19 protein-coding genes are annotated in these 24587 nt (G+C 61.4%); 12 read left to right on the top strand and 7 right to left on the bottom strand.

Annotation, left to right across the window (positions count from 1 at the left end; all coding sequences use genetic code 11):
• Nucleotides 1–59 precede the first annotated feature (59 nt).
• Nucleotides 60–1064 (bottom strand): hypothetical protein, encoded by a 1005-nt coding sequence (locus SM753_RS14490; RefSeq protein WP_323192147.1) that lies wholly within the window; start codon nt 1062–1064, stop codon nt 60–62.
• A gap of 283 nt (nt 1065–1347) precedes the next feature.
• Here SM753_RS14490 and SM753_RS14485 point away from each other — a divergent pair, with 283 nt between their 5' ends.
• Nucleotides 1348–1929, top strand: a complete 582-nt coding sequence (locus SM753_RS14485; protein ID WP_135536041.1) for a VOC family protein — start codon at nt 1348–1350, stop codon at nt 1927–1929.
• A 69-nt stretch (nt 1930–1998) separates the two neighbouring features.
• Here SM753_RS14485 and SM753_RS14480 read toward each other — a convergent pair whose 3' ends face one another.
• Nucleotides 1999–2754, bottom strand: a complete 756-nt coding sequence (locus SM753_RS14480) for an ABC transporter ATP-binding protein (RefSeq protein WP_323192146.1) — start codon at nt 2752–2754, stop codon at nt 1999–2001.
• Nucleotides 2755–3017: 263 nt separating this feature from the next.
• Between SM753_RS14480 and SM753_RS14475 the strand changes: the two genes are divergently transcribed.
• A complete protein-coding gene (locus SM753_RS14475; RefSeq protein ID WP_323192145.1) occupies nt 3018–3788 on the top strand; it encodes an IclR family transcriptional regulator in 771 nt (256 codons plus the stop codon).
• Between the two features lie 1374 nt (nt 3789–5162).
• Here the strand turns inward: SM753_RS14475 and SM753_RS14470 are convergent.
• Nucleotides 5163–7064 (bottom strand): IucA/IucC family siderophore biosynthesis protein, encoded by a 1902-nt coding sequence (locus SM753_RS14470; RefSeq protein WP_323192144.1) that lies wholly within the window; start codon nt 7062–7064, stop codon nt 5163–5165.
• A gap of 241 nt (nt 7065–7305) precedes the next feature.
• Between SM753_RS14470 and glnA2 the strand changes: the two genes are divergently transcribed.
• From glnA2 to SM753_RS14435, 7 genes are all read left to right on the top strand, one after another.
• Complete coding sequence (glnA2, locus tag SM753_RS14465; protein WP_323192143.1) at nt 7306–8646, top strand: gamma-glutamylputrescine synthetase; 1341 nt, start codon at nt 7306–7308, stop codon at nt 8644–8646.
• Nucleotides 8646–9875 (top strand): MFS transporter, encoded by a 1230-nt coding sequence (locus SM753_RS14460; RefSeq protein WP_323192142.1) that lies wholly within the window; start codon nt 8646–8648, stop codon nt 9873–9875. The genes glnA2 and SM753_RS14460 overlap by 1 nt, the downstream gene beginning before the upstream one ends.
• A gap of 177 nt (nt 9876–10052) precedes the next feature.
• The gene (locus tag SM753_RS14455; protein WP_323192141.1) at nt 10053–11405 is read left to right on the top strand and encodes a diaminobutyrate--2-oxoglutarate transaminase; all 1353 of its coding nucleotides are present in this window, start codon (nt 10053–10055) and stop codon (nt 11403–11405) included.
• A complete protein-coding gene (locus tag SM753_RS14450; protein WP_323192140.1) occupies nt 11402–13000 on the top strand; it encodes an aspartate aminotransferase family protein in 1599 nt (532 codons plus the stop codon). The genes SM753_RS14455 and SM753_RS14450 overlap by 4 nt, the downstream gene beginning before the upstream one ends.
• Nucleotides 12997–14784 carry an IucA/IucC family siderophore biosynthesis protein gene (locus tag SM753_RS14445; RefSeq protein ID WP_323192139.1) on the top strand — a complete coding sequence of 596 codons (1788 nt, stop codon included), beginning with the start codon at nt 12997–12999 and terminating at the stop codon, nt 14782–14784. The genes SM753_RS14450 and SM753_RS14445 overlap by 4 nt, the downstream gene beginning before the upstream one ends.
• Nucleotides 14781–15413, top strand: coding sequence for a GNAT family N-acetyltransferase (locus tag SM753_RS14440; RefSeq protein ID WP_323192138.1), 633 nt, complete (start codon nt 14781–14783; stop codon nt 15411–15413). The genes SM753_RS14445 and SM753_RS14440 overlap by 4 nt, the downstream gene beginning before the upstream one ends.
• Nucleotides 15410–16906 (top strand): lysine N(6)-hydroxylase/L-ornithine N(5)-oxygenase family protein, encoded by a 1497-nt coding sequence (locus tag SM753_RS14435; protein ID WP_323192137.1) that lies wholly within the window; start codon nt 15410–15412, stop codon nt 16904–16906. Before SM753_RS14440 ends, SM753_RS14435 begins: the two co-directional genes overlap by 4 nt.
• A 66-nt stretch (nt 16907–16972) precedes the next feature.
• On the opposite strand, the gene SM753_RS14430 is transcribed toward SM753_RS14435, so the two are convergent.
• The 3 genes from SM753_RS14430 to SM753_RS14420 form a co-directional block, all read right to left on the bottom strand.
• A complete protein-coding gene (locus SM753_RS14430) occupies nt 16973–17938 on the bottom strand; it encodes an aldo/keto reductase (RefSeq protein WP_323192136.1) in 966 nt (321 codons plus the stop codon).
• A gap of 1 nt (nt 17939) precedes the next feature.
• Nucleotides 17940–19079 (bottom strand): ABC transporter substrate-binding protein, encoded by a 1140-nt coding sequence (locus tag SM753_RS14425; protein WP_323192135.1) that lies wholly within the window; start codon nt 19077–19079, stop codon nt 17940–17942.
• Nucleotides 19080–19301: 222 nt separating this feature from the next.
• Nucleotides 19302–20294 carry an MBL fold metallo-hydrolase gene (locus SM753_RS14420; RefSeq protein ID WP_323192134.1) on the bottom strand — a complete coding sequence of 331 codons (993 nt, stop codon included), beginning with the start codon at nt 20292–20294 and terminating at the stop codon, nt 19302–19304.
• 167 nt (nt 20295–20461) lie between these two features.
• Between SM753_RS14420 and SM753_RS14415 the strand changes: the two genes are divergently transcribed.
• On the top strand, nt 20462–21880 hold the full coding sequence (locus SM753_RS14415) for a hypothetical protein (protein ID WP_323192133.1): 1419 nt from the start codon (nt 20462–20464) through the stop codon (nt 21878–21880).
• A gap of 127 nt (nt 21881–22007) precedes the next feature.
• Here SM753_RS14415 and SM753_RS14410 read toward each other — a convergent pair whose 3' ends face one another.
• On the bottom strand, nt 22008–23072 hold the full coding sequence (locus SM753_RS14410; RefSeq protein WP_323192132.1) for an iron transporter: 1065 nt from the start codon (nt 23070–23072) through the stop codon (nt 22008–22010).
• A gap of 255 nt (nt 23073–23327) precedes the next feature.
• Between SM753_RS14410 and SM753_RS14405 the strand changes: the two genes are divergently transcribed.
• A complete protein-coding gene (locus tag SM753_RS14405) occupies nt 23328–23528 on the top strand; it encodes a hypothetical protein (RefSeq protein WP_135536056.1) in 201 nt (66 codons plus the stop codon).
• Nucleotides 23529–23718: 190 nt separating this feature from the next.
• Complete coding sequence (locus SM753_RS14400; RefSeq protein WP_323192131.1) at nt 23719–24396, top strand: helix-turn-helix domain-containing protein; 678 nt, start codon at nt 23719–23721, stop codon at nt 24394–24396.
• Nucleotides 24397–24587: the final 191 nt, after the last annotated feature.

Genomic DNA, 24587 nt, shown 5'->3' with positions numbered 1-24587 from the left:
AAAAGGAGTTCACACTTCGGGTCGTAGCGAGACTTCGCTTCGGCCGAATTCGGGCGTCGTTAGACGACGTCTTCGACGACGTCACCTTCGTCGACTACCTTCGTCCCGTCGACGAAGACGGAACAGTTCTTCTGTGCGATATCGTAGTGACACGGCGCGTATCGGTCGACGTGCGTGTTCGGGCCAGTGCTCCACAGCATGTTCCCCGACCAGACGCGGCCCTCGCTCGCGCTGACTCCGGTTTCGTCGGGCTTCCGGTCGTGGATGGCCATGTTGTAGAACTCGCCGTTGGGGTTCAGTCCCCATCCGAAGTGGCTCGTCGCGAACACGTCGGGATTGTCGAAGCTCTCCATGTGGCCGCGCATCAGTTCTGCGTCCCCGCCTTCGCCGTTGATCTCGACGATATAATTGTCCTCGACGACGCATTCGACGGCGGAGTCGACGTAGTCCGCAAACGGCACTACGTTGTAGTCGCCGGGGGCGATCACGATCTTCCCTTCGACGTTGGAGGGGTAGTTCGAGACCATGTTCTGGCCCCATACGTCCCATTTGCCGGGCGTGTCGACGAAGCCATAGGAATCGAACGCGGTATCGGACTCGACTTCCATCGTGAGGTCGGTCCCGTACTCCGACGTGATCCGCATTTCGTCGCTGTTGGCGAGGAGTTCGCTGTGTTTCTGTACTCGCTCTTTGACTTCCTGTGCCTCCTCTTCGGTCCACGGCATGAGACGACGCAGATAGAACGGTTCTCGTGCGCCGACACGGAGGATCCGGGTACCGGCGTCGCGGATTTCACCACGCTCGGGGACGTGAATGAACCCTTCGAGCGTGAAGTCGAACACCATATCCGCGTTCTTGCACGCTTCGACGGGTCCCTCCGGAAGACGGAGCGTCCCGCCCTGTCCTTCCGAGATCTCCGGGCCGACCGAGTTCCGGCCGTATTCGGGGAGTTTCACTTCGAACACGTCGGCACCGAGGTCTTCGGCCGCCGCGAAACTGGCCCCGACGTATTCGCGTCGACTCTTCGCGTCTGTGACTAGTGCGACAGTCTCCGATTCGTTCACCTGACAATGCTCCATCTGTCTCCGGAACAGAGGTACTAGTAGGCCTGCTTCTTCCATGCGCATTGGCATAGACAGAGAGCGCGCTAAAAGTTGTTACGGAACGTATCATATAGTCTATGGATGCATTCCGGAATACAAGTGCTGACTGTTGCGATCCGTCAAATACTGTTTCAACGATTCACTCTCGTCGTGGTCGAGCCTTCACTCTCACGTGCGCGGCCCGGACCAAAACGGAAGTCAGGACCACAAGATAAATATTGGTGGAAGTGAACCTGAGAATCGTATGGTCGTTGAGAACATGGGTTTAGACCACGTTGCCATTAAAGTACGAGACATCGAGGAGTCCGTTGCGTTCTACCGAAACGTCCTCAACATGGAGGTTTCAGACCGCATCGGGGACCGCGTTGCGTTCCTCAGGACGCCGAACGTCGCGGCGGAGTCTCAGCATCACGAAATGAACATCACGCAGATGTCGGACGCCGAACTCGAAGCGCTGGAGGAGCGCGGGGAACGCGACCTCGACCTTCACGATTTCGCCGAGGATCTCCCCGAAGACGGGCCGCCGATGCTGCCGACCACCGGTCCGATCTACCACATCGCGTTCGAGGTCCCTGACTTCGAAGCGCTCGAAGCGGCCAAAGACGGTCTGCAAGAGCAAGACCACCCCGTCTACCGCGGGACGGGTCGACACGGCCCCGGGAACAACTTTTACCTGTACTTCCCGGACCCCGATGGATATCCCATCGAACTGACCGCAAACATGGAGGACGCTCCCGAGGAGGGCGGCCGCCCAGCTCGCCGTTGGCCAACCGAGCCCGAAACCTGGAACGTCTGGCACGACTCAGAAGAGCTCAAAGAAGAGTAACCGCGCTGAGTCCATCCAACTGAATTGCCGCTTGTTTTCGGCCGAACTGCGCCGTGAGCTAACCGTAATTCAAACAGTCACTTCGTCTTCGATCATGTCCCAGATCTGCTGACGGAGGTCCGTGAACGTCTCGGACTCTCTGACCTCAGGGGCCCGGGGTCGGTCGAAATGCTCGCCCACGTCGATAACGGCTTCCACGCTGCTGGGCCGTGAACCGAGGACGACCACCTTATCCGAGAGGTAGAGCGCCTCGTCGATGCTGTGCGTGACGAAAACGCAAGTCTGTCCGGTCTGACTCCAGATGTCGAGCAGTTCGTGCTGCATTTTCTCACGCGTCTGCGCATCGAGCGCACCGAACGGTTCGTCCATCAACAGGACGGCCGGGTTAACGGCCAGAACGCGTGCCATCGCGGCTCGCTGTTTCATGCCGCCCGAAAGCGAGTTCGGATAGGCGTCCTGGAATCCGTCCAGCCCGATCATCTCGATGTACTCTTCGGCGGTTCGATCTCGCTCGTCTTCGTCGACCCCGAGTACCTTCATGCCCCACGTGATGTTTTCCTTGATCGTCATCCAGGGGAACAGCACGCTCTCTTGGAACACCATTCCACGGGACGGGTCGGGTTCCGTAACTTGTTCCCCGTTTACTCTGATCGTGCCGGACGTGGGTTCGATAAAGCCACCCAGCATGAACAGGAGCGTGCTTTTGCCGCAGCCTGAGGGCCCCAACACGCTCACGAAGTCCCCCTCTTCGACAGTAAGGGACACGTCACCTACTGCCACGACATCTTCATTGTACACCTTTCGCGCCGAGTCAGTCTCGATCATCCTCTGTCACGGTCAATGGAATACTAGTATTTAGTCCTCATGGACACTCAGATCCGAGCGTCAGCTGGGGCAGTCGTTGTGGCTTTCCCTCAGCGTTCCTGCCGTGGTGGTATAAGCGGGTGTCTGGACGTAACGGCGGTACTCGACTGTCTCTCCTTTTCTCCAGAAGACCGCGTTTTGCCTCGCTGGCCCATGTTAATACATAACGCACAACGTGTTTAGTAATACAAAACAATAAAGGAGGGTAAATACGATCTGTTGATATGGCAGACCACACGGATACACCCGTAAAATCGATCGGGCGGATGGCAACGTTACTGGAGACTCTCCAACAGTTCGACGGGGCGGGTGTCACCGAATTGGCCAACGAACTCGATGTGACCAAGAGTACGGTTTACAACCACCTCACTTCGTTAGAACAGCACGGATACGTCGTTCATGAAGGAGACGACTATTACGTGGGGTTGGGTTTTCTTGACCACGGCGAATACGCGCGCCAGCGTCAGATCGGATATCAACTGATTCGGCAGAAAACCCGAGAAGTGGCCGAAGAAACCGGAGAACTGTGCCAGTATATGGTCGAAGAACACGGGCTCGGTGTCTTCCTCATTCGTGAGTCCGGTAGACAAGCAGTGGAGACCCGAACGCGGATCGGGAACCGGGTTCATCTCAACCACGTGACTGCTGGTAAGGCGTTCCTCGCGTACGCTCCGGACGAGCGGGTGGCAGAAATCGTCGACAAGCACGGTTTACCCGGCAAGACTGAGAATACGATAACGTCCACGGAGGCTCTCGAAACTGAGCTTCAAGCGATCCGTGACAGGGGTTACGCAGTCGACAAGGACGAACATCTCAAAGGGTTGTACGCTATCGGCGTTCCAATACAGTACGAAAGCGGGCAACCCCTCGGAGCGATGAGCGTCGCCGGACCGGCAAACCGTATCAACGATGAACAACGTGCAGAAGAGATCGCCCAACTACTCCTAGAGAAGGCCAATGAGCTACAACTGACAATCAAACACTCTCAGTCGTAACCTGTCGGCGTTTCGTGATGCCAAACGATCTTCGTCGATAATTATATTTCTTCTCTGCCGTATTTAAGTCCGAAACCCGTAACGTTGCATCAAAGCTATTCCCTATAGACTAGTACTGCAGGTCCCTACTCTGCTTCTATCAGGCTATACGTGCGCTCACCTATCCGGTTTTCCCTCGTATTTCGATCTGTTCGGACATCTCGACTTTCAATTAAATAGTTCACAAGACATCGCACAATCGTTTGGTATTAGAAAACAGCACTCCTTCGAGCGCGGGCGTACCAGTTCCAGATAATTCAGGTTTCCCGGCGCATGTTGAGGGAGAAACACTGGAGACAATCATATTGGCGTAAAGGAAAACTGTCAAGCGGTCAACGTGGCACGAACCAGTAACTCAACTGTCTGTCTCTCTGGTCTGCTCATTGCTTTACGGATATACCGCTGTAATAGTTTACACGGTCCTAATGGAGTAGTACATTCTTCCGCTGCCGGGTGGCGTACCCGTTTTCTTACAGTGATATTGTTGTAATTGGTGGCCATCTCGGCCGGAGTTTCCACTGAGAGAGCGTTACAACCATACGGCTGTAAGGGGGAATTCTCTGAGTACGCTCCCGGAACGGTATCAACTGTACACCAAGATTCGAATGAATCTGATCCGTACTCAAACGTCGAATAGGCTCCGCAGTACCAACTGTAATAACAGTCTCTAATGTACTATGTATATATTATATTTTCTCACTGTTCTGCTGACGGCTCCGATCTATCTTCCTCGTTCATTGCTGTTGACAGGATACGGGTTTCAACAATAGATGGGACTACAGCCCAACTAGAGGAAGTAAAATCGTTCGATACACTGGATTAGTTAATCACCGCTCTTTAAGCTACCTTCGTACAGTTTCATGATTCGAGTGTGAACTCCCTCTGTACAGTGTGATGAACCGGATATACAGATATCAGAATGTCTATGGTAAAGGTAACCTATATTATAACTTATATTCTGTCTAGGTGGCTGTACTGGCTATTTGAATTAACATACATTCGCCGAACTAGTTGTCTATCGGTAAACCACACTGTCGCGTCACTTCCGGGTTACCTTCGACGGTAAGTTCACCGCACGCTGTAGATACGTACTGTCCTCGTTCAGTAAACTGAGAGGCCTGTCCCGTACCGGCCAGTAAACGGCTGTCAGCGTCTTTTGTTGGGTAAAACCACTTCCCCCATCTCGTTGCCTGTCAGGGTGTAAGCCTGCAGATGCCAGACCTGTTCGGCCATGCGTCTGAGACGGAGAAGCGGCTGACGGCTGACATCGTACTTCACGATGTGTGCGTCCTCACGGTCGTCCACAGGAACGGGCTTTACGAGCGTGGACAATACTCACCGAGGACGGCCGAAGCTGCCTCGCCTCTCGGCGTCCGTTCCGGCCAGGGGATTCGAGACGGTGCCGTGACCCTTTACCTTCGGCCGAGTGCTGAAGTCACCGTAGCCGTAGTCGACGATCCTGTTGCGGTTCAGGCAGTGTTTCGTGAACCGAGGTCTGGTGAGGTCGAATAGCTCGAAGCGGTCGTCGAGTTCCGGAAACCGCGCCTGATAGCTGTCGACTGCGTCCCTGACCTGTTCCCAGAACGCCCGTTCGTCGTAGTCGTGATGGCGAGCCAGCAGGTCTGAAACGTACCGAAACACGCCGACAAACAGCGTCCCGAAGATGTGCTGGCACAGCGGTTCCGGCGCGACCTGGTGTAGTATATGGTGTTTGTACCGTTCGTCCTCGCGAAGGTCGGTCGGAAGTACGTCGTCCAGTTCGGGGAGTTCCCGGTCCGTGATCGCGACCTCGTCGACGAAGTCCTTTACTGCGATGCGAGACGGGACTCCGTCTTCGAGGACTAACACGACGTTCGTACCGTGTGGCATGAACACAGTTCCGTACTTGTAGAGAAAGTGCAGTAGCGGTTCCAGCAGAACTTCGAACAACTCGTCGAGCCACGCCTCCAGCGTCATCCCCGAGCGGTCGGCTAACGTCGTGACCACCGGCGTCCCGTCGAAGTCCTCGTGCAGGAGCGCCGCGAGTGTGAGCGGTCGCTCCCCGTCGTCGATCAGCGAGTGAACGCTCTCCCGCCAGACGCAACCCAGCAGTTCGTGAAACTGATACGGTGCCTCCTCGAACTGTGAGAACTTGGGGTGTTCGTAGTTGACGCTCGCTACCTCGCCGGGCAGGATCAGGCGGCGTTCGTCCCGCAGGAACGAGTCGCCGTCCCGCACGGACTTGATGAACTCGGTAACGCGGGGAGCGGCCTCCGCCTGCTCACCGAGTAGCCCGCGATACACGTTCGTGTTCAACACTCGAATGGGGAGTTTGACGTGACGCTTTTCCGGCGCTGAAACGTTCGAAAACGTCCGTATCGACTGTTGGGGCAAGTATTCATCGGGCCCCTCGCCGAGCGGTACGATAGCGTCGGTGGCGATGTCGTCTGCGAACAACTGGACGATGCTATCCGACCACTGCCAGTCGTGGACCGGCAGGAAGTAGTAGTTCGCCGGATCGAGTCCGTCCTCGGCCAACGTCGCCCGGAATTCGTCGGCCATGGATCCGAGTTCGTCGTCGATGAGCCCAGCGTGATCGAGGCCGTCGACCCCGGTGAACGTCGCTCGGTCTCGACTCGCGGCGATCCACGAGAGGCGCTGGCGCTGTTTGGACTCGGGCGCGTATTTGAGATAGTCGTCATATCCGAAGCCGACGCGCCCCTTGTTGTACGTGAACCACGGGTGGCCCTCCATCTCGCCCTCGATTTCGGCGTACGGCAGGTCCAGCAGTGAGTTCTCTGTCCGGTCGGCCTTCCTCGCTCGGATGTGCGCGTCCGCTACCAGTGTGTTGTTGTACTCCCGGACGAGGTGTGCCGCCGTGGGTGGATCGATCCCGATGTAGTCGCGCGCGTCGAGGATGAAAGAGAGGGGATCGGTCGCCGACTGCCACTCGCTCCCGCGTTCCCTGCGCTCTATCGAGCCGGGCCTGATCCGATAGCTGTCGAGCGGGCGCTCCTGTGCGTCGAAGCGATACTCGACGCCGTCGGTCAGAGAGAGCGTGTATCGCGTCCACGTCTCGTCGCCGTCTCCGTTGGTTCCGGGGTTTCCGGAGGCGGGCTCTCGAATGGTTGCCGTCGGCGCGGGCGTGATGATCTCTTCGTACATGAACTCCGCGAGGACCTTACGGAACAGCTCTCGGTTGACTGTTGTCCAGACGTCTTCCCGGAGAGACGATTCGAGCGCCTCGACGCCGTTCATAGCTGTTCCTCCCTGCTTAGGGGGTCTCGGTTCCGCCTCTGTCTGATCGATGGGTCGGCCCGTCTACGCATACTTTTAGGCTAGCCTAAAAATTTATAAACGTTTCCGTTCATTTGTCGGACCTACCGGTTGGGCTATCGGATGCCGATATCATACCACGCCAATGGTTCTGTTCGGGTGCCGACCCACGCTCCGTTAATTTTTAGGTGTACCTAAAATAACTGGTGGTACGGAATCATCGATGCCAAAGGAACAAACGGTGGTCGAACGATGTCGAGACGGCAACTGTGATCTCGTTCGGCTGTTGTTCGCGACACAGAGCGGGGCCGTACGGACCCATACGGTCGACGCGTCGAAGGTCCGGTCGGCCGTCGCGGACGGCGTGATGCTCTCACAACTCGTCCAGACGTACAACGCTCTCGGGGTCCGAGATAAGAACGGCGGGTTCGACGCCGCCGGCGAGGTCAGGCTCTGTCCCGACCCGGAGACGTTCCGGGCGCTGCCCTACGCAGAGCGTACCGGTGCGATGCTCTGTGACGTCGAAACGGTCGACGGGGAGCCGTGGGCTGTCGACCCGCGGTCTTCGTTGCAGTCGTTCGTGGACGATCTACGGGACGCGGGACTCGCTCCCCAGGTGGCTTTCGAAAGCGAGTTCCATCTCTTCGAGAGCGCCGACGACGGGTCCGTTAGCAGGGTCGACGAGCGCGGAGCCTACGTCACAGAGAGCACGCGGGAGACCCACGAGACGATCCTGGCAATGACGGACGCCCTGAAGGCCCAGGACATCCCGGTGGAGAAGTACTACCCGGAGTACGCGGCCGGGAAACACGAGATCGTAACCGGCCACGCTCCGGGCGTACAGGCGGCCGACGAGCACGTCCTCTTCCGGGAGACGGTCAACAGCGTCGCACACGACCACGGGTACAACGCGACGTTTCTGCCGAAGCCGTTCGAACACTCGACGAACGGGTGTCACATCCACCTGTCGCTGTGGGACGACACGAACCGGTTCTACGACGCTGATCGCGGCGGGGTGAGTCAGACGGGTCGACAGTTCATCGGGGGCGTTTTAGCGCATGCAGACGCGCTCGTCGCGCTGACCGCGCCGACAGCGAACTCATACACCCGACTACGCCCGCAACTCGGCGCGACGGCGTTTCGCTGCTGGGGACACGGGAACCGCGAAGCCCTGGTTCGAGTGCCGGCGGTCGGACAGTCCGACCCGGCGGCCGCGACCCGGATCGAGTTCCGGGCGGCTGATTGCACGGCTAACCCGTACCTCGCTCTGCTGGGTCTCCTGGCCGCGGGCTACGACGGCATCGAACGCGGACTCGACGTGCCCGAGTCCGTCTCCGTCGACCCGGCGACGCTCACGGCGGCAGAGCGCGACGCACACGACGTGACACGGCTCCCCCGGACCCTGGGCGAGGCACTCGACGCGTTCGAGGACGACCCAGTCATGCGTGAGACGCTGGGTACGACACTGTTCGAGACCTATCTCGACGTCAAACGGAGCCACTGGGAGCAGTTCACCGATAGCGCGGTCTCCTGGGAGCGCGAGCGGCTCCGGAGCGTCTACTAATGGCGACGCGGCGACTCGGCGTGTTCGGGCTCCCTCACGCCGTCGTAGCGGTCCTCGTCAGCACGTTTTTCCTGGGGTTCGGCGGCGGTGTCGTCTTCCCGATACTCCCGAACCTCGGGGCGGTCGTCGGTATCGCTCCGGTCGTCGTCGGCGTAATTTTGAGCGCGAACCGCATCGTCAGGCTTCTGGCGAACGCCCCGGTCGGGGCCGTCGTCGATCGCGTCGGGACGCGAACGCCGTTCGTCGCCGGCGTGATCCTCGAAACGGTGGCGACCGCGGGCTATCTGCTCGCTTTGCGCAGTTCCATGCCTGCCGTGTGGTTCCTCGGCGCGCGTGTACTGTGGGGCCTCGGGAGCGCCTTCGTGCTCGCGACCGCGTACACGATCGCGGCTGACGTCTGCGATCCTGAGTCAAGGGGCCGGACGATGAGTATCGTCCGCGGCGGCACGTCGTTGGGGTTTCCCGCGGGGATGTCTCTGGGCGGGATAGTCGGCGAGGTGTACGGAGCCAGCGCCGCGTTCGCCGTCGCGACCGGTCTCTCCGTGCTGGCCTGTCTCGTCACCTACGTCGCGATCCCCGAGACCCACGCGGTAGACGGCACCGGCGGCGTTGCCCTCCGTAACATCGATCTCAGTTCGCCAGCGCTGATCACTGGCGGGGCGAACTTCGCCCTGCTTTTCACTTACAACGGCGTCGTGTTCGCGACGCTCGTGTCGTTCCTCGACACCGTGGAGGCAGGTGGTGTCGCGGTCGGTGCACAGGGTACCTCCGGCGTACTCATCGGTGCTAGCGTCCTCACAGGCTCGGTCTTCTCGGTGGCTGGCGGAAAAGCGAGCGACATCATGGGTCGCCGCGTTCCCGTGATCCTCACCTGTTTCGTCTGCCTGTCGGCCGGCATGGTACTGCTGGCGATCGGGACGACGTTCCCGATACTCCTCGCGTCTGTCCTGCTTTTGGGTGCCGGGCAAGGTGGCGTGGGCGGTCCGCTCGTCTCGCTGCTCGGCGACTTAACCGCGAGCGCCGAAATGGGGAGTGCGACGGGGACGTACAATGCGCTGGGGGATCTGGGCGCGACGGTCGGGTTGCTCGTGTCGCTCCCGCTCGGGAATGCGATCGGGTTCCCGTCGCTGTATCGGCTCACGGCACTCGTCCCCATCTCCGCCGCCGTGGTGGTCATAGGCTGTCTCTACACTACCTACGACGAAATACCGAGCGTAACCAGCGGCTGAGGGCACCCACCGACCGTTTCCGGGGACATCGAGACAGCGGGGTCGACTCAGAACTACCCGGGCTATTTTTTGTCTGACCTAATCCAACACGCTTTTCAAGTTTTAGGTCAACCTAAAAAATGTGCTACTGACACAGATTCGTTCCGGACGCATCAGCGATACAGCGGAGGGTGAGCAATGAGAACCGAACAGTCGAACGCCCGACTGCGTGAGAGTCAGCGCAACCGCGAATCAAGCGCCCGAACGTATCCTCGGTCGTTACCGTTCGCGATCTCCCGCGCTCGAGGCCTGGAAATCGTAGACGCTGACGGAAACGAGTATCTCGACTGCCTTGCCGGTGCGGGCACGCTCGCTCTCGGGCACAACCACCCGAAGGTGACGCGCGAACTTGAGCGACTCCTCGCGGAGGAGCGGCCGCTTCACACCCTCGACATCACGACGCCCGAGAAGGAGGCGTTCGTGGACACGCTGTTCGAGAGCCTCCCCGACGAATTCACCGAAAGCGCGAAGGTCCAGTTCTGTTCACCGGCGGGTACCGACGCCGTGGAAGCGGCGCTCAAACTCGTCAAAACCGCCACCGGGAACCGCTCCGTCCTCGGGTTCCAGGGCGGCTATCACGGGATGACCAGCGGATCTCTCAGTCTCATGGGCGATACGGACGCGAAAGAAGCGGTCCCGGGACTGATGAGTGACGTCCATCATCTCCCGTATCCGGACCGCTACCGGCACCCGTTCGGGCCCGACGGCGACCACGAGTCGATTAGCCACTTCGTTGATCGAGTGATCAACGACGGCGAGAGCGGCGTCACCGATCCGGCAGGGATGATCCTCGAACTCGTTCAGGGCGAGGGCGGCGTCAATCCCGCGCCGGACGACTGGGTCCGGGAGGTGAGACGGCTCACCCGCGAGGCGGATGTCCCGCTGATCGTCGACGAGATCCAGACCGGTATGGGGAGAACCGGCGAGACGTGGGCGTTCGAACGCGCCGACATCGTTCCGGACGTTATCACCTGCTCGAAGGCCGTCGGGGGCGGGCTTCCGCTCGCAGTCGTCGTCTACGACGAATCCCTCGACGAGTGGGAACCCGGCGCCCACGCCGGGACGTTCCGCGGCCATCAACTCGCGATGGCGGCCGGCCGCGTTACGATGCGTCACATCATGGAGGAGAACCTCGACGAGCACGCGGCCGAGATGGGCGCGCGACTCAGGCGGTCCCTCGAAACGCTGGCCGACCGGTTTGACGCCGTCGGCGACGTACGGGGCCGAGGGCTGATGCTCGGAGTCGAGTTCGTTGATCCCGAGGCCGTCGTCGACGGCGAGGTTCCCCCGCCCGACGGCGACCTCGCATCGGCCGTGTCGTCGGCCTGTTTCGACCGCGGCCTGATCATCGAGACAGGGGGGCGCGATTCCGCGGTCGCGCGGTTCCTGCCGCCGCTTGTCGTCTCCGCCCGGCAGATCGACGAGGTCGCGGCTCGTTTCACCGAAGCTGTCGAATCGACGGTGTCGAACCGGAGGGCGGTTTCGGAATGAAGTCTCGGAAGTCGCTCGACGGAGACGGCGGGCATCCGGACGGGCGAACACTCGCGGACGGGCTCTTCCTCGGCAGTCCGACGGGGAACAGGAAGTATCTCGACGCGATGCAGTGGACGACCGACGCGGTTGCAGACGCCGTCGGCGACACTGACCGTCCGTACTCAGGTCGTCAGTACGAGGCGCTCAGTTCGAGTCTCGACTGCGACACGATACCCGACTCGGGGTCCCCGTTACTTGAGGTTCTCGAAGAGGTCGCCGAGGAGGTTCTTGAAAACTCCGTTTATCCGAACGACGAGGCCTGTGTGGCGCATCTCCAGTGCCCGCCGATGATCCCTGGACTGGTCGCAGAGGCGATGCTCACGGCTATCAACCAGTCGATGGACTCCTTCGACCAGGCCCCGGCCGCGACGGTGGTCGAAGAGCGGTTGATCGACGACCTCACAGCCCTGTTCGACCTCGGGAAGGACGCTGACGGGGTCGTCACGACCGGTGGCACGCAGTCGAACTATCAGGGCCTGTTGCTTGCCCGCGACCGGTACGTCGCCGACCGTCTCGACCGTTCGGTTCGGGAGTGCGGGCTCCCCCCCGAGGCGGCCGACATGCGCGTGCTCTGTTCCGACCAGGCCCACTTCACCGCGGCCCAGGCGGCAGCGGAGCTCGGACTGGGGGAGGACGCTGTGGTCACCGTCCCGAGCGACGACGAGTACAGGATGGACACTCGGTCGCTGCGATCGACGATAGAGCGGCTGGAATCCGACGGGAAACGTCCGTTCGCCCTGTTTTGCACCGCTGGGACGACGGACTTCGGAAGCATCGACCCGCTCGCGGAACTCGCGGACATCGCCGCCGAACACGACCTCTGGTACCACGTTGACGCGGCTTACGGCGGTGCGGTCGCCGTCAGCGACGACCATCGGGAGTCGATCGCCGGCATCGAACAGGCCGACTCGCTTGCCGTCGACTTCCATAAACTGTTCTTCCAACCGATCTCCTGCGGCGCGTTCCTGCTCGGGGACGGCGGCGACTTCGACCTGATGTCGCGCAACGCGGCGTACCTCAATCCGGAGGACGACGACGTTCCTCACCGCGTCGAGAAGTCCGTCCTGACGACGCGACGCTTCGACGCGCTCAAACCGTACGTCGCCTTCCGTACGCTCGGCCGCAAGGGAATGGCGGCACTCGTCGACCGGACCCTGGAAACCGCAGACCGGGCGGCCGAGATGGTTCGGGCCGCTCCCGCCTACGAACTCGCTTGCGACCCGACGCTTAACGTGGTCACGTTCAGATACGAACCCGAACGGCAACATCCTGATCTGTCCGCGGAGGAGTGGTCCGACCGCGTGAACGCCGAGATCCGCGAATCAATGTTCGACGCGGGCGAGGCTGTCGTCGCACGGACCGCGGTCGACGGGCGGACGCATCTCAAACTCACGTTGTTGAATCCACGCACGACGGAAGCGGACGTCCGGAAACTCCTCAAGGAGGGGAAGCAGCTAGCCGCGTCCGTCGAGGCCGGCGAGTCGGAACGAGCGGATTCGTCGACGGACAGCACGCGAGTCGATGATGCCTCGGTTCGGGAGGTGGACCAATGACGACCGTGGGTGCGGGCTGTTCGACGCCCGACGAGCACGCGGAGTCGGCCACATTCCACGCGTTCCTCAACTGTTATCTCAGGGAGACCGGCGACGGCGAGATAGTCTCTGCGGCCGAGACGGCGGTCGACGCCGACGGTCGCGTCGTCCGGGTCCCCTTCGAACGGCAGTGGACGACGGCGTACGTCCCGCTTCGGTACGAGTCAGCCACGGGGCGGCATCTGTTCGACCTCCCAGGGTACACCCACTGCGGCGACGGGGGCGTCGTGGAGATAGACGCCGGGACGCTCGCCGCACTCGCGCGCCGCGAACTCGCGCTGTCGGCGACCGGTATGCCCGTCTCGGCCGGAACGGACCTCTTCCGTCGCGTCCTGGCGTCTCGCGCGGCGATCGAACAGTTCGTCCGACAGCGCGACGACACCGACGGACTGTACGGCACCGAGACGACGTTCCGAGACGCCGAACAGTCGCTACTGTACGGCCATCTCCTCCATCCGACGCCGAAGAGTCGCGAAGGCGTGACCCCGCACGACTCACCGACGTACGCTCCGGAGCTCCGCGGCGAGTTCCAACTGCGATACTTCGCGGCGGAGCCGGACGTGGTTTCGGACTGGTCGGCCCGTGACGGCACTGCGGCCGAGTGGGTTTCGGAGACGCTGGCAGGGGACTGTCCAGCGGACGCCGCAGCGGCTATCGACGACGGTAAGGTTCTCGTTCCGACCCATCCGTGGCAGGCCGACTATCTGAGTTCACAGGACCACGTCGCTGCGGCGCTGGCGCGAGGCGACCTGACCGACCTCGGCGCGTTCGGCCCGACGTTCTATCCGACATCGTCCGTCCGCACGCTGTGGAGCCCGGACGCCCCGTTCATGGTCAAGGGGTCACTCGCCGTCGAAATCACGAACGCCGAGCGGACGAACAAGCGCCCGGAGCTAGCCCGCGGCGTCGCCATCTCGGAGTTGCTCGGGACGGAGTTCGGGGACCGATTGCGCGGGGAGTTCCCCCGGTTCAGCATCGTAGAGGATCCGGCCGCACTGACTGTGGACATCGGTGACGGTCCGGAGTCCGGGTTCGAGACGGTCCTCCGCGAGAACCCCTTCCGCGGCGCGGACGCCGAGAACGTCTCGCCGGTCGTTGCGCTCTGTCAGGACGGGGTCGACGGTCCGTCCCGACTCGCCCGCGTCGTCCGGAATCTCGCACAGCAGAGAGACCACCCCGAGAAAGAGGTCGCCCGCGAGTGGTTCCGCGAGTACCTCGCCGTCACGCTCCGGCCGGTTCTGTGGACGTACTTCGAACTCGGCGTCGGCGTCGAGGCCCACCAGCAGAACACGCTCGTGGGACTCGACGACCATGGCTGGCCCGCCGAGGGGTACTACCGCGACAACCAGGGCTACTACTTCCCCGAGTCGCGCTACGATGCGGTCGACGAGTGGCTCCCCGGTGTCGGCGAGCGGGCGGACACGATCTGTCCCGATCCCGTCGCCGACGAGCGACTCCGGTACTACACCGTCTGTAACAACGCCTTCGGGGTCGTGAACGCGCTGGGCGTCGCCGGGCTCGTCGACGAGTCGGCGCTCCTCGCCGATCTCCGGTCGGAACTCGAAGCGCTTCGGGAGTTCGAATCGCCCGCCTCGGAGCTCGTCTCTGCTCTCCTGACAGACGAGCGAATCCCCTGTAAGGGGAACCTGCTGACCCGTTTCGAGGGGTTAGACGAACTGGAGGGGTCGCTCGAGAACCAGTCCGTCTACGTCGAGATCGAGAACCCGATAGTGACCAGAACATGACTGACGCGCTCAGCATCGTCGCCGACGACTGCTCGTACAGACGCCGCGTCGAGAGCATCGACCGGACAGTCTCGTTCCGGCCCGTCGAGATTGGCCGGGATCTAGAACGGCTACACGCGTGGCTCGGAAGCGACCACGTGCAGCCATACTGGGAACTCGCCGCTCCGCTCCCTGTGTTTCGGCGGACGCTCGTAGAGAAGTTGGCGGACGAGCACATGACCCCCTACGTCGGCCGCCTCGACGGCGTCCCGATGAGTTACTGGGAACGCTACTGGCCGGCAGACGACCCGCTCGCGGACCAGTACGAGGCCAGTGAAAGCGACCAGGGGATCCACTTGCTGATCGGCCCGGACGAGTATCTCGGGAACGGCTATGCCAGCGCTCTCCTCCGGGGGATCGTCGATATGGCGTTCCGTCACGACGAGACCGACCGCGTCGTCGCGGAGCCTGACGTGCATAACGACGCTGCGCTCGCGACCTTCCAGTCGGCCGGCTTCGAGCGCCGCGACACGTTCTACTTCCCCGCCGAGGGGAAGGAGGCGGCGCTGATGGTGTGCGAGCGCGAGCGATTCGAGCGGGCGTACGCGCCCGGACGGACTACCGACGCGACCGAGGTGACCAACTCGTGACGGCCGACGCTGACGAGTTCCCGACCGGCGAACGGGACGCGGACGCGACAGACGCCGCCGCGGGACGGAACCCCGAACCCGAGTCAGTCCACGACGTTGTCGGGATCGGTCTCGGGCCGTTTAATCTCGGATTCGGTGCGCTCGTGGACGGTAGCGACGATATCGACCTCGACGCTGTCGTGCTCGAACAGCGGTCCGAGTTCTCCTGGCACGAGGGGATGCTCATCGAAGGAACGACGCTGGAAGTCCCGTTCCTCGCGGACGTTGTGACCCTCGCGGATCCGACCAACCCCTACAGTTACCTGAACTACCTTCGCGAGACGGACCGGATCTACGAGTTCTACTTCTACGAGACGTTCCAGATCCCTCGCCGGGAGTACGACGAGTACTGCCGGTGGGTGGCCGAACGGCTCGATATCACCCGCTTCTCGCGCCGCGTGGTCTCCGTCGAACCCGTCGACCACCCGACTGCGAACTTCCGAGTGACCGCGGTCCGCCCCGGCGACAGCGACGAACAAGCGAGCGACGCGACGGCCGGAACCGACGGCGGGGATCGGTTCACGTATCTCGCGCGGGACCTGGTCGTCGGTGTCGGCTCCAGACCTTACGTCCCCGAGGAGTTTCGGGACTTCCCGGACGACGAGGTGTTCCACACCGCCAGCTACCGGTTCAACCGGGAGGCTGTACTGGCGGCCGATTCAATCGCGGTGGTCGGATCCGGGCAGAGCGCGGCCGAGGTGTTTCAGGACCTGCTCGACCGCCAGCCCGAGGCGGACTACCGCCTCGACTGGGTGACGCGCTCGGACGGGTTCTTCCCGATGGAGTACTCCAAGCTGGGACTCCAGCACTTCACGCCGGAGTACGTCGACTACGTGTACGACCTTCCACAGCCTGTCCGCGACGACCTGCTCCCGGAGCAGGACCTGCTGTACAGGGGGATCGATCCCGATACGAGCGACGCGATCTACGACACGCTGTACGAGCACTCGATCGGAACTACCGACCCCGACGTGAGCCTGATCGCCATGACCGAAGTGGAGGGCATCGAACGGACCGACGGCGGCCGGTATCGGCTCGACTGCCGGCAGTGGCAGGAGGAGACCGTCTTCAGTTTCGAGTCGTCCGCCGTCGTTCTCGGGACGGGGTATCACCGGCCGACACCGGCCTTTCTCTCGGGTATCGAAGACGACATCGAACGCGACGACCGCGGCCGACTGGAGATAACCCGGGAGTACGCGCTCGACACAGATCTCGACGGGGACGTGTTTGTCCAGAACGCCGAGATCCACACCCACGGGGTCGGAACGCCCGACCTCGGCCTCGGCACGCACCGAAACGCCGTCATCCTGAACCGGATACTGGATGATTCGCCGTATCCGGTCGACGAAGACACGGTTTATCAGGACTTCTCGCCGGCGGCGTTCGTTCGAGACGCACCTGGCGGAGCGGTGGCGGAGTCGGATAGGCCCGGGCATCCGACCCCGGACGACTGACACGACTGCGGGGTCTCCGGACCCTGTGTCTCTGACTGGGTGTAAAAGACAGTCCCCGGTTCGGCGTCAGAGCGTATGCCGGACCGCTTCGTACGGTTCTTCGAGGTATTCGACCTTCGAGTCCGAGAGCGAGATATCCACGGCCTCGACGGCCTCCTCTAAGTGCTCGACGCTGGTGATGCCGACGACCGGCGCGTCGACGACGTCTTTCTCCAGTAGCCACGCGAGTGCGATCTGTGCCATCGTCACGCCCTTCTCGGCCGCCACCTCCTCGACCCGTTCGTTGATTTCGCGGCCGTTGCCCTCGAGGTACGGGTACAGGTCCGTGTAATCGTTGCGCTTCCCTCTCGCGGTGTCGTCCAACGCCTCATGCGGTCGCGCGAGATAGCCCTTCGCTAGCGGGCTCCACGGCAGTACTCCCACGCCGTTCTCGCGACAGTAGGGGAGCATCTCCCGCTCCTCTTCCCGATACAGCAGGTTGTAATGGTTCTGCATCGAGACGAACGGCTGAAGCCTGCGGTCATCGCTCACCCGACGGGCTTCTGCGAGTTGGTAGGCAAGCGTCGTGCTAGCGCCGACGTACCGGACGGACCCGCGACGGACGGCGTCGTCAAGCGTTCGGAGCGTCTCCTCGACCGGCGTCTCGTCGTCCCAGCGGTGGGTCTGGTACAGGTCGATAGTGTCGACGCCGAGCCGGTCCAAACTGTGTTCGAGTTCCTGTTCGATGGCTTTTCGAGAGAGCCCGCAGGCGTTCGGGTTCGACTCGTCCATCTCGCCGAACACTTTCGTCGCGAGCACGAGGCTATCGCGGTTGTAGCCGCTGATCGCCTCGCCCAATATCTCCTCGCTCCGGCCGTCAGAGTAGACGTTCGCAGTGTCGAAGAAGTTGATCCCGAGATCGATCGCCCTGTCGATGAGCGCCTGGCTCTCGTCAGCGTCGAGCATCCACTCCTTGCCGTCGCCGAACCCGAGACACCCAAGACAGATCCGGCTCACGGAAAGCCCGGTATCTCCGAGCGAGGTGTACTCCATATTAGATATCTCCGCTTCGAATATCCGCGATGCGTTGCCGGTCGTAGAGCTGTTCGTCCCGCGAAAACTCGTCGGGGAACAGTTGCTTCGCAGCGCGCTCGGTCTTCGAGAGATTGATGATCGGCCCTTGATACATCCCTCCGGCCGGATACACATCGCCGTTCTGGACCGCGGTGAGTCGACTGGCCGCGCTGTGATCCTCCAAAAACGTGTGGAACGTGTCCTGGAAGTCCGAACGCGTCCAGTGTTTGTCGGTGTAGAACATCAGTATCTCAGGATCGTACTCTAACAGCGGCTCGTAATCGATCGTGCCGCGATCGGAGGTAAAGCTCGGTATATCTGTATCGTCGAGCGCGTCGCTTATACCGAGATCGTGCCAATGCTTGTACGCGGTTCTGTTGCCGAGCCGATACAGATAGAACTTCTCGGGTTCCCTGGAGGCCGGAGAGAGGAGCGCGATCTCTGGTCGTTCGCTCTCCGGCGGGAGCCGCTGTTGAACCCGGTCGAGAAATTCGCTATGGAGGTCTTCGAGCGCCTCATATCGATCCGTTCGCTGGAATACCTCTGCGACCTTCTCGGTGGCTTCGTACAGGTCGTAATACGGATAGTCCTCGTGCCAGGGATAGGTAGAGAAGCTCGTATTGCCGCAGAACGGAGCGACCTGCTCGCTCACCTCTTCGACGTCGGATTCCTCCCAGTTCGGGATGAGGTTGATCATGTAGTTCGGATCGATGAAGTGGACCCCGGCGTCTAGCTCTATGAAGAGTTCGTTGTCGACTCCGTCTTGCCAGAGAGAAACCATGTCGTCCTTGCTCGTCGACAGTCCTGGGATATCATCGTAGTGCCAGGTTCGGTACTCGTCAGTAAGAACGACAGCACTGGGCTTGTCCATCCCGAGAGCGACGCCCATGTCGGCCCAACTCGCGTTCTCAGCGACCCACGTCTCAGGAACCGAGTTGAACGTCACTTCACCGGTCGGCTCTATCGTGACAGAATACGACGAGTCGTCGTCTGCCTCTGCTGATTGGGAGCTACCGGTGCTTGTACACCCGGCGAGCAAACCGCAGCCGACGGCTGTTCCTGTGTATTTGAGGCAGTCTCGCCGTGTCGGTGTCGTCGATCCTATGGAATCTCGACCCATGATTTTTAGGCTTACCTAAATATACAAAATTGTTTTGATTTAGGCAGGCCAAAAGATTCCTCCGGCAGTAAAGAAAGCAACGGTGTGAGGTCGGTAACGTCGCGCTCCATCACGTACTGCGTCCCGTTTAGAGATCGAAAGAACTGGGGTTTCAACGTCGGTGTCCGCCTGGCTCACGCCGACGCTCACCGTCGCCGTTAGCTGGGACCGAAAGCAGGCGAGTCAGTACGCCAGTTTCCACCGCTCCTCGTCCGCTTCCTCTACCTGCTCGCCAATTCCGTCTGCCAGTCGATATTCGGTCCCAGTCCGAACGACCGCATCCGCCCGTTCCAGGTGTTCCAGATGCGCGTACGACTCCCCGGGGCCGTGCAGAATATGGATCCCCTCTAAGTCACCGAACAGGTCGTCGCTCACCGTCCAGGTGTCGCACGGACCCTTCCGCCGGAGCGCGTCGAGTACGTTCCACGCGCGTTCCTCGTGGTGGTGTATGATCGACTCGGCGCGGGCAGTCGGGTCGTCGATAGGGTCGCGGTGACCCGGCCACGCGCGGTCGTAGTCGGCGTCGGCGATGTGCCGGAGCGCGCGAAGGTATTTCTCCAGCGGACGCTCGACCCGGACGTCCGCGCCTCCGACGTTCGGCGTGTACTGGGGCAGGAGAGCGTCGCCGGAGAACACTTCGAGCCGACCATCCCGTTCCGTTTCGAAGATACAGAGACCGTCGGCGTGGCCGGACGTGTGGACGACGCGGAGTTCGTATCCGTCGAACGAGAACGTATCGCCGTCCTCGAACGTCGTTACCTCCGGGGCCACGTCGCCGGGACCCGAACCAGCCATCCGCTCGCGGAGGGCGCGCTGTTTGTCGCCGGGCATTCCCCACTGATCGAAGTACGCGTTCTGGTCGTCGTGCATTGCCGCCCAGGCGTCCTCGTCGCCCTCGACAAGTGGGGCGTCGCGGGCGTGGACGTACACGTCTGCGCCGCTTTCGGCCTGGATCGGACCAGCCAGGCCCGTGTGGTCGCCGTGCCAGTGGGTGAGAAAGATGCGGTCGACATCGGCGAACCCGACACCGTGGTCGGCGAGCGCGCTCTCTAACTGTTCCCGAGTCGTCGCCGCCCCGTCGCCGGTATCGACCAGCACCGTCTCAGGGCCGTCCGCAAAGAGGTAGGCGTTGTTATCCCCCTCGAAAGCGGCATTGGTCAGCGAGATCCGTTCCATACGCGTTCCTGCCGAGGCGACGAAGAAACGCTTTCGATCAGTGTCGTTTGTCGCGAACCCACCGCTAGCCGTCTGCTACCTGTTCTCGATGTAACTTCGAAGTCGTTGATCCGCCCAGTGGCGACGGGTTCGACACTTACAATATTGTCATGCCAGTAGTTTCGATAATGGATCCGAACAGGGGAGTACCCCGTCGCGGGCTTGTCTGGCGATTCATTCAGGCCTGCATCGTCGCGGCAGCGTTTCTATTCGTCACTGACACGGTTGCCGCGAGTAATGCTGCATCCGGCCTCTCAGACGCGTCGCGCGAGTCGATGCGCGTTCCGCAGTGGCTGTATCTCAGCACTGGGGGTGCCGTGATCGGTGCCTCTGCGCTGCTGGCTAGTTTCGTCACGGATCGGGGCTTCATTCGAGAGATTCACGACTGGCAGCGAAACCGATCACTACCCGACAGCGTCCGGCGGAGTGCCGTAGCCGCGGTGCGCGCTCTCGGAGTCGTTGGTCTTGTTGTCGTCGTTTACACCGGCGTTACCGGGCCGCAGATCCCCACGGTCAGTTTCGCTATTTTGGTCACGTTCGTCGGCGTCCGGGCCGGGTTGACGATGGTCTCGTATCTCGTTGGGAACGTCTGGCGTGTGCTAAACCCGTGGCGCACGCTCACCGAGTATCTCCCCACCGGCTACGTTTCGTACCCGTCCCGCGCGGGGCGGTGGCCGGCGGTGTTCGGGCTTTTCGTGCTCGTGTGGATCGAACTCGTCACAGCCATCACGACGCGCCCGGCCGTACTCGCGAGTGTTGTCGTCGGCTATTCGATCATCACCATCACCGGTGCAGTTCTGTTCACGCCCGACACGTGGTTCCATAACGCCGACCCCGTCTCTGTGCTGTTCCGATTCTACGGATCCGTGTCTCCCGTCACGCGAGACAGTACCGGAGTCTCGGTTGCACTTCCGGGGAGCGGCCTCGTCGAATCGGAACCAGTCGATGGATTCGCCGATGTCGCCTTCGTAATCGCGCTCATCTGGGAACTCACTTTCAGCGGCTTCGTCACGACAACGGCCGGCGCACAGTTCGTCGAGAGCGTCGTCGGGTTCGGTGTTCCACCGCTGCTGGTGTACGGTAGCCTCCTTCTCGGCGGCTACGGGGTGTTTGCCGGCGCATACTGGTTAGGTGCGAAACTGACTCGACGGACGATCGCGACGTACGTAACACCGCAGTCGCTCGCACTCCGCTTCGCCCCCCCGTTGCTCGCGATCGCCGCGGGCTATCATCTCGCCCACTACGCCGGTTTCTTCGTCTCGATGAGCCCCTCGTTGACCGCCGCTTTAACCACGCCGTTCTCACCGCCGGCGAATCCGCTCGTGTTGACGCTCCCCGACTGGTTCGGCGGACTCGACATCGCGTTTATCCTCCTCGGTCATCTACTTGCGATCTTCGTCGCACACGTGACCGCATACGACCTCTTCCCCAGCCGGTTACAGGCGATCCGCAGTCAGTACCCGTTCGTGGCTGTCATGATCGGCTACACGGTCCTCAGCCTCTGGATAGTTTCCCTTCCGTCCGCGATGCCGCCGTACCTCGGTTGATCGGTGCCGTGGACGGTTTCACTGCAGGAGCCGACAGAGCGCAGACGGTATATAGTACCAACTGAAACGATACACTCCGATCGAACAGCCGTCGCGCGATCGGGTGTGCAATGACTGTCAGTGGCTACTATAGCTGTATCTCCATCGGCGGCATATCGAGAAACGCAGTTTCGTACCCGTCGTGGCGTGAGACCTGCGGCGGCGCATCGACTGTGATCGTAAGCGTATCGCCCGGCCCGGTCTCATCGACAGCGGTGCCGTAATGATAGCCGAGTTCCGGGTCCAACGCGCTCCCTAACGGCCCTTCGTACACCGTCTCGCCGTTTCGAGTCAGCGTCGCGGACACCGACATCAACGGAAGCGTGATACGATTGTACGGCGTCCGGGGTGAAACGGCCAAGTACGACTGGCTCTCACCGCCGAAGCGTGCGGCATCCTCCAGTACGGAGACGACGAACACGGCGTCTCCGGACGTTGCTTCGCCGAGTATTCGGCCGGGTAAGTCCGCTTTCGCTGGCGCAGTTGCCACGGGCATCTCGTCCATCGCGGGTTCGACAGCGCCCCGTTGTCCGCGTCGGTCCTCTAGCCGATCGATGTCGAGACCGTACGCTTCGTCCGTATCGAACTCGAAGGGGATCTCTGCCGTTTGTAACTCCGAAAACCTCCCGCTGAAGGCTCCCGTCCGGTTTGTTTGCATCGGGCTCACGCGGAGTGTGGCCGTGTACTCCCCTTCGCTGGGAAGCGCAACGTTATCACCGTAATGAAAGCCCATCGACTGGGAGAGCATCGGCCACGGTGCCCGTTCGGACACGACTCCGTCGTCGTTTCGGATCTCCAGCGACATATCGATCGGCAGGACCGTCTCAGTCTCTACGTCCCAGACGGAGGCCATGAGATGGAGCGAATCGTCCGATTCGACGACGACCTTATTGCGATTCCCTTGGGTGACCGTCCAGAACCGGTGCGGAAAGGAGTACATCAGCGCGAACTTGTAGCCGTTGACTTCAGTCATCCCGTACGTTCCCATTCCCTCGACGATCGCGGGATAGTACACAGCGTCGGGGCGGTCGTCGACGAGCGGTGGGTCTCGCCAGGCTGACTCCGTCTCGAAGCCGAAACTACTGAGACAACCGGCAAGGGTACCGCCGCTAACGAGAGCGGCAGTTCGTGTAAGAAAACGGCGTCGCTTCATTACGTACTGGTTGCTTTCCGTGGGGAATTACGCTTCTGGTTCGATACCCGAAACTCACAACCCCTGGCCGAGTGGCGGACACCGGAGGCGGTGCAGATCTGTCGAGTCCGCTGCCGACTCGCCTGTGATTGTTTCGTTTCCCGGGGTTCGATGTGAGACGCTCTCGGCCGACCGAAAAACTACCCCCGCCCGGAGCGCGTTTCTGCGCGAACTTCTATAGGAAAAAATATGTTGGAATATACTGTATTGTAACACATGAAGAAAACGCACTCGATGCTGCTCGGGCTTCACATCACGATCATCGGTGGATTTCTACTCATAGAGGACGTACTGGTTCAACTGTCGTTCGGTGGAGCGAGAGCGTCGACACCATACACCTTACTGTACGGGGGATTGCTCGTGACTCTCGCATCGCTAGCTTGGTACGCTCTCTCCGACGGTACCGCGGATCTGTAACTGTTCGTCTGTACTGTGCCAAACGCGAGCTATCGTCGTCAGTGAAAGTCGTTGCACGCTCGATCGCCTGCCATCGGGCGATCAAAGTATGAACTGTTACACTAGCTACGACACCAATAGAGACCGATTCAGAGGACCGATCTGAAACGTAATCGAAACGCACAGTACCGACGGCCGATATCGCGACCCTATGGGACTTCTCGCTGAGTATGAAATCACCTGCGAAGGCCTTCCGTTCGTCGAGGTCGCGGCGATAGCTTCGGAGTCGACACTCGAACTGGAGTTTCATCCCAGCGAGGACTGGTACGCGGCCTTCATCGTACAGGTCGTCGACGGGGATCGCGAGACGGTCGAACGTGCTTTCGAGTCGGTTCCGTTCGTCGAGGAGTACGTGCAGGTCAAGCGGGCGGACGAGACGCCGTGGTACCGGGTCCGACCGGCCCACGGAATGGAGGCCCAACTCGGCGGATACGTCGACGACGTCTCCGAACTGCAAGCGTTGGCGGCCGCGGACATGGACCTCGAACGCATCCGTGTCACGCCGAAGGGGTGGATCCAGAGCGGGTGGTTCGCCGACCGAGAGACGATCGAGGAGTTCCGGTCGTTCTGGGGGCGAAACGGCGGGTTTACGCTGCGTCGACTCACCCCCGCCGGCGGATCCGGACCCGCGGGGAAAGGACTCACCGACTGCCAGCGGGAGGCACTGGTGACCGCTCACGAGATGGGGTATTTCGACATCCCGCGGAGGGCGTCACTCGAAGATGTCGCCGGCGAACTCGATATCTCCGCGTCGTCGCTCTCCGAACGACTTCGCCGCGCACAATCTACTCTCGTGGAGGCGACCGTCACCACTACGATCCGTCCGTAACTTGCTGGTGTGGGCCGAACCGGTCCCGGTCTCTTCTGTCCGATCGCCGCCCGAAGTAAAGGCTATATCCGGCTGTCTGCTACACTGGCGGTCCTGCGACCGCTGGCAGGATCACCCCGTATTCACGTGGTCTCGTAAGGGCCTCATATAAACGGCCTCACTCGTCCGAGAAGGGCCTACACGGTCCCGGT

Origin of the sequence: Halostella sp. PRR32, assembly GCF_034808085.1 — an archaeon.
In the GTDB taxonomy this organism is placed as follows: Archaea; Halobacteriota; Halobacteria; order Halobacteriales; family Natronoarchaeaceae; genus Halostella; species Halostella pelagica.
The sequence above is the reverse complement of the archived record's forward strand: the minus strand, read 5'-3'. Positions and strand labels throughout refer to the sequence as shown.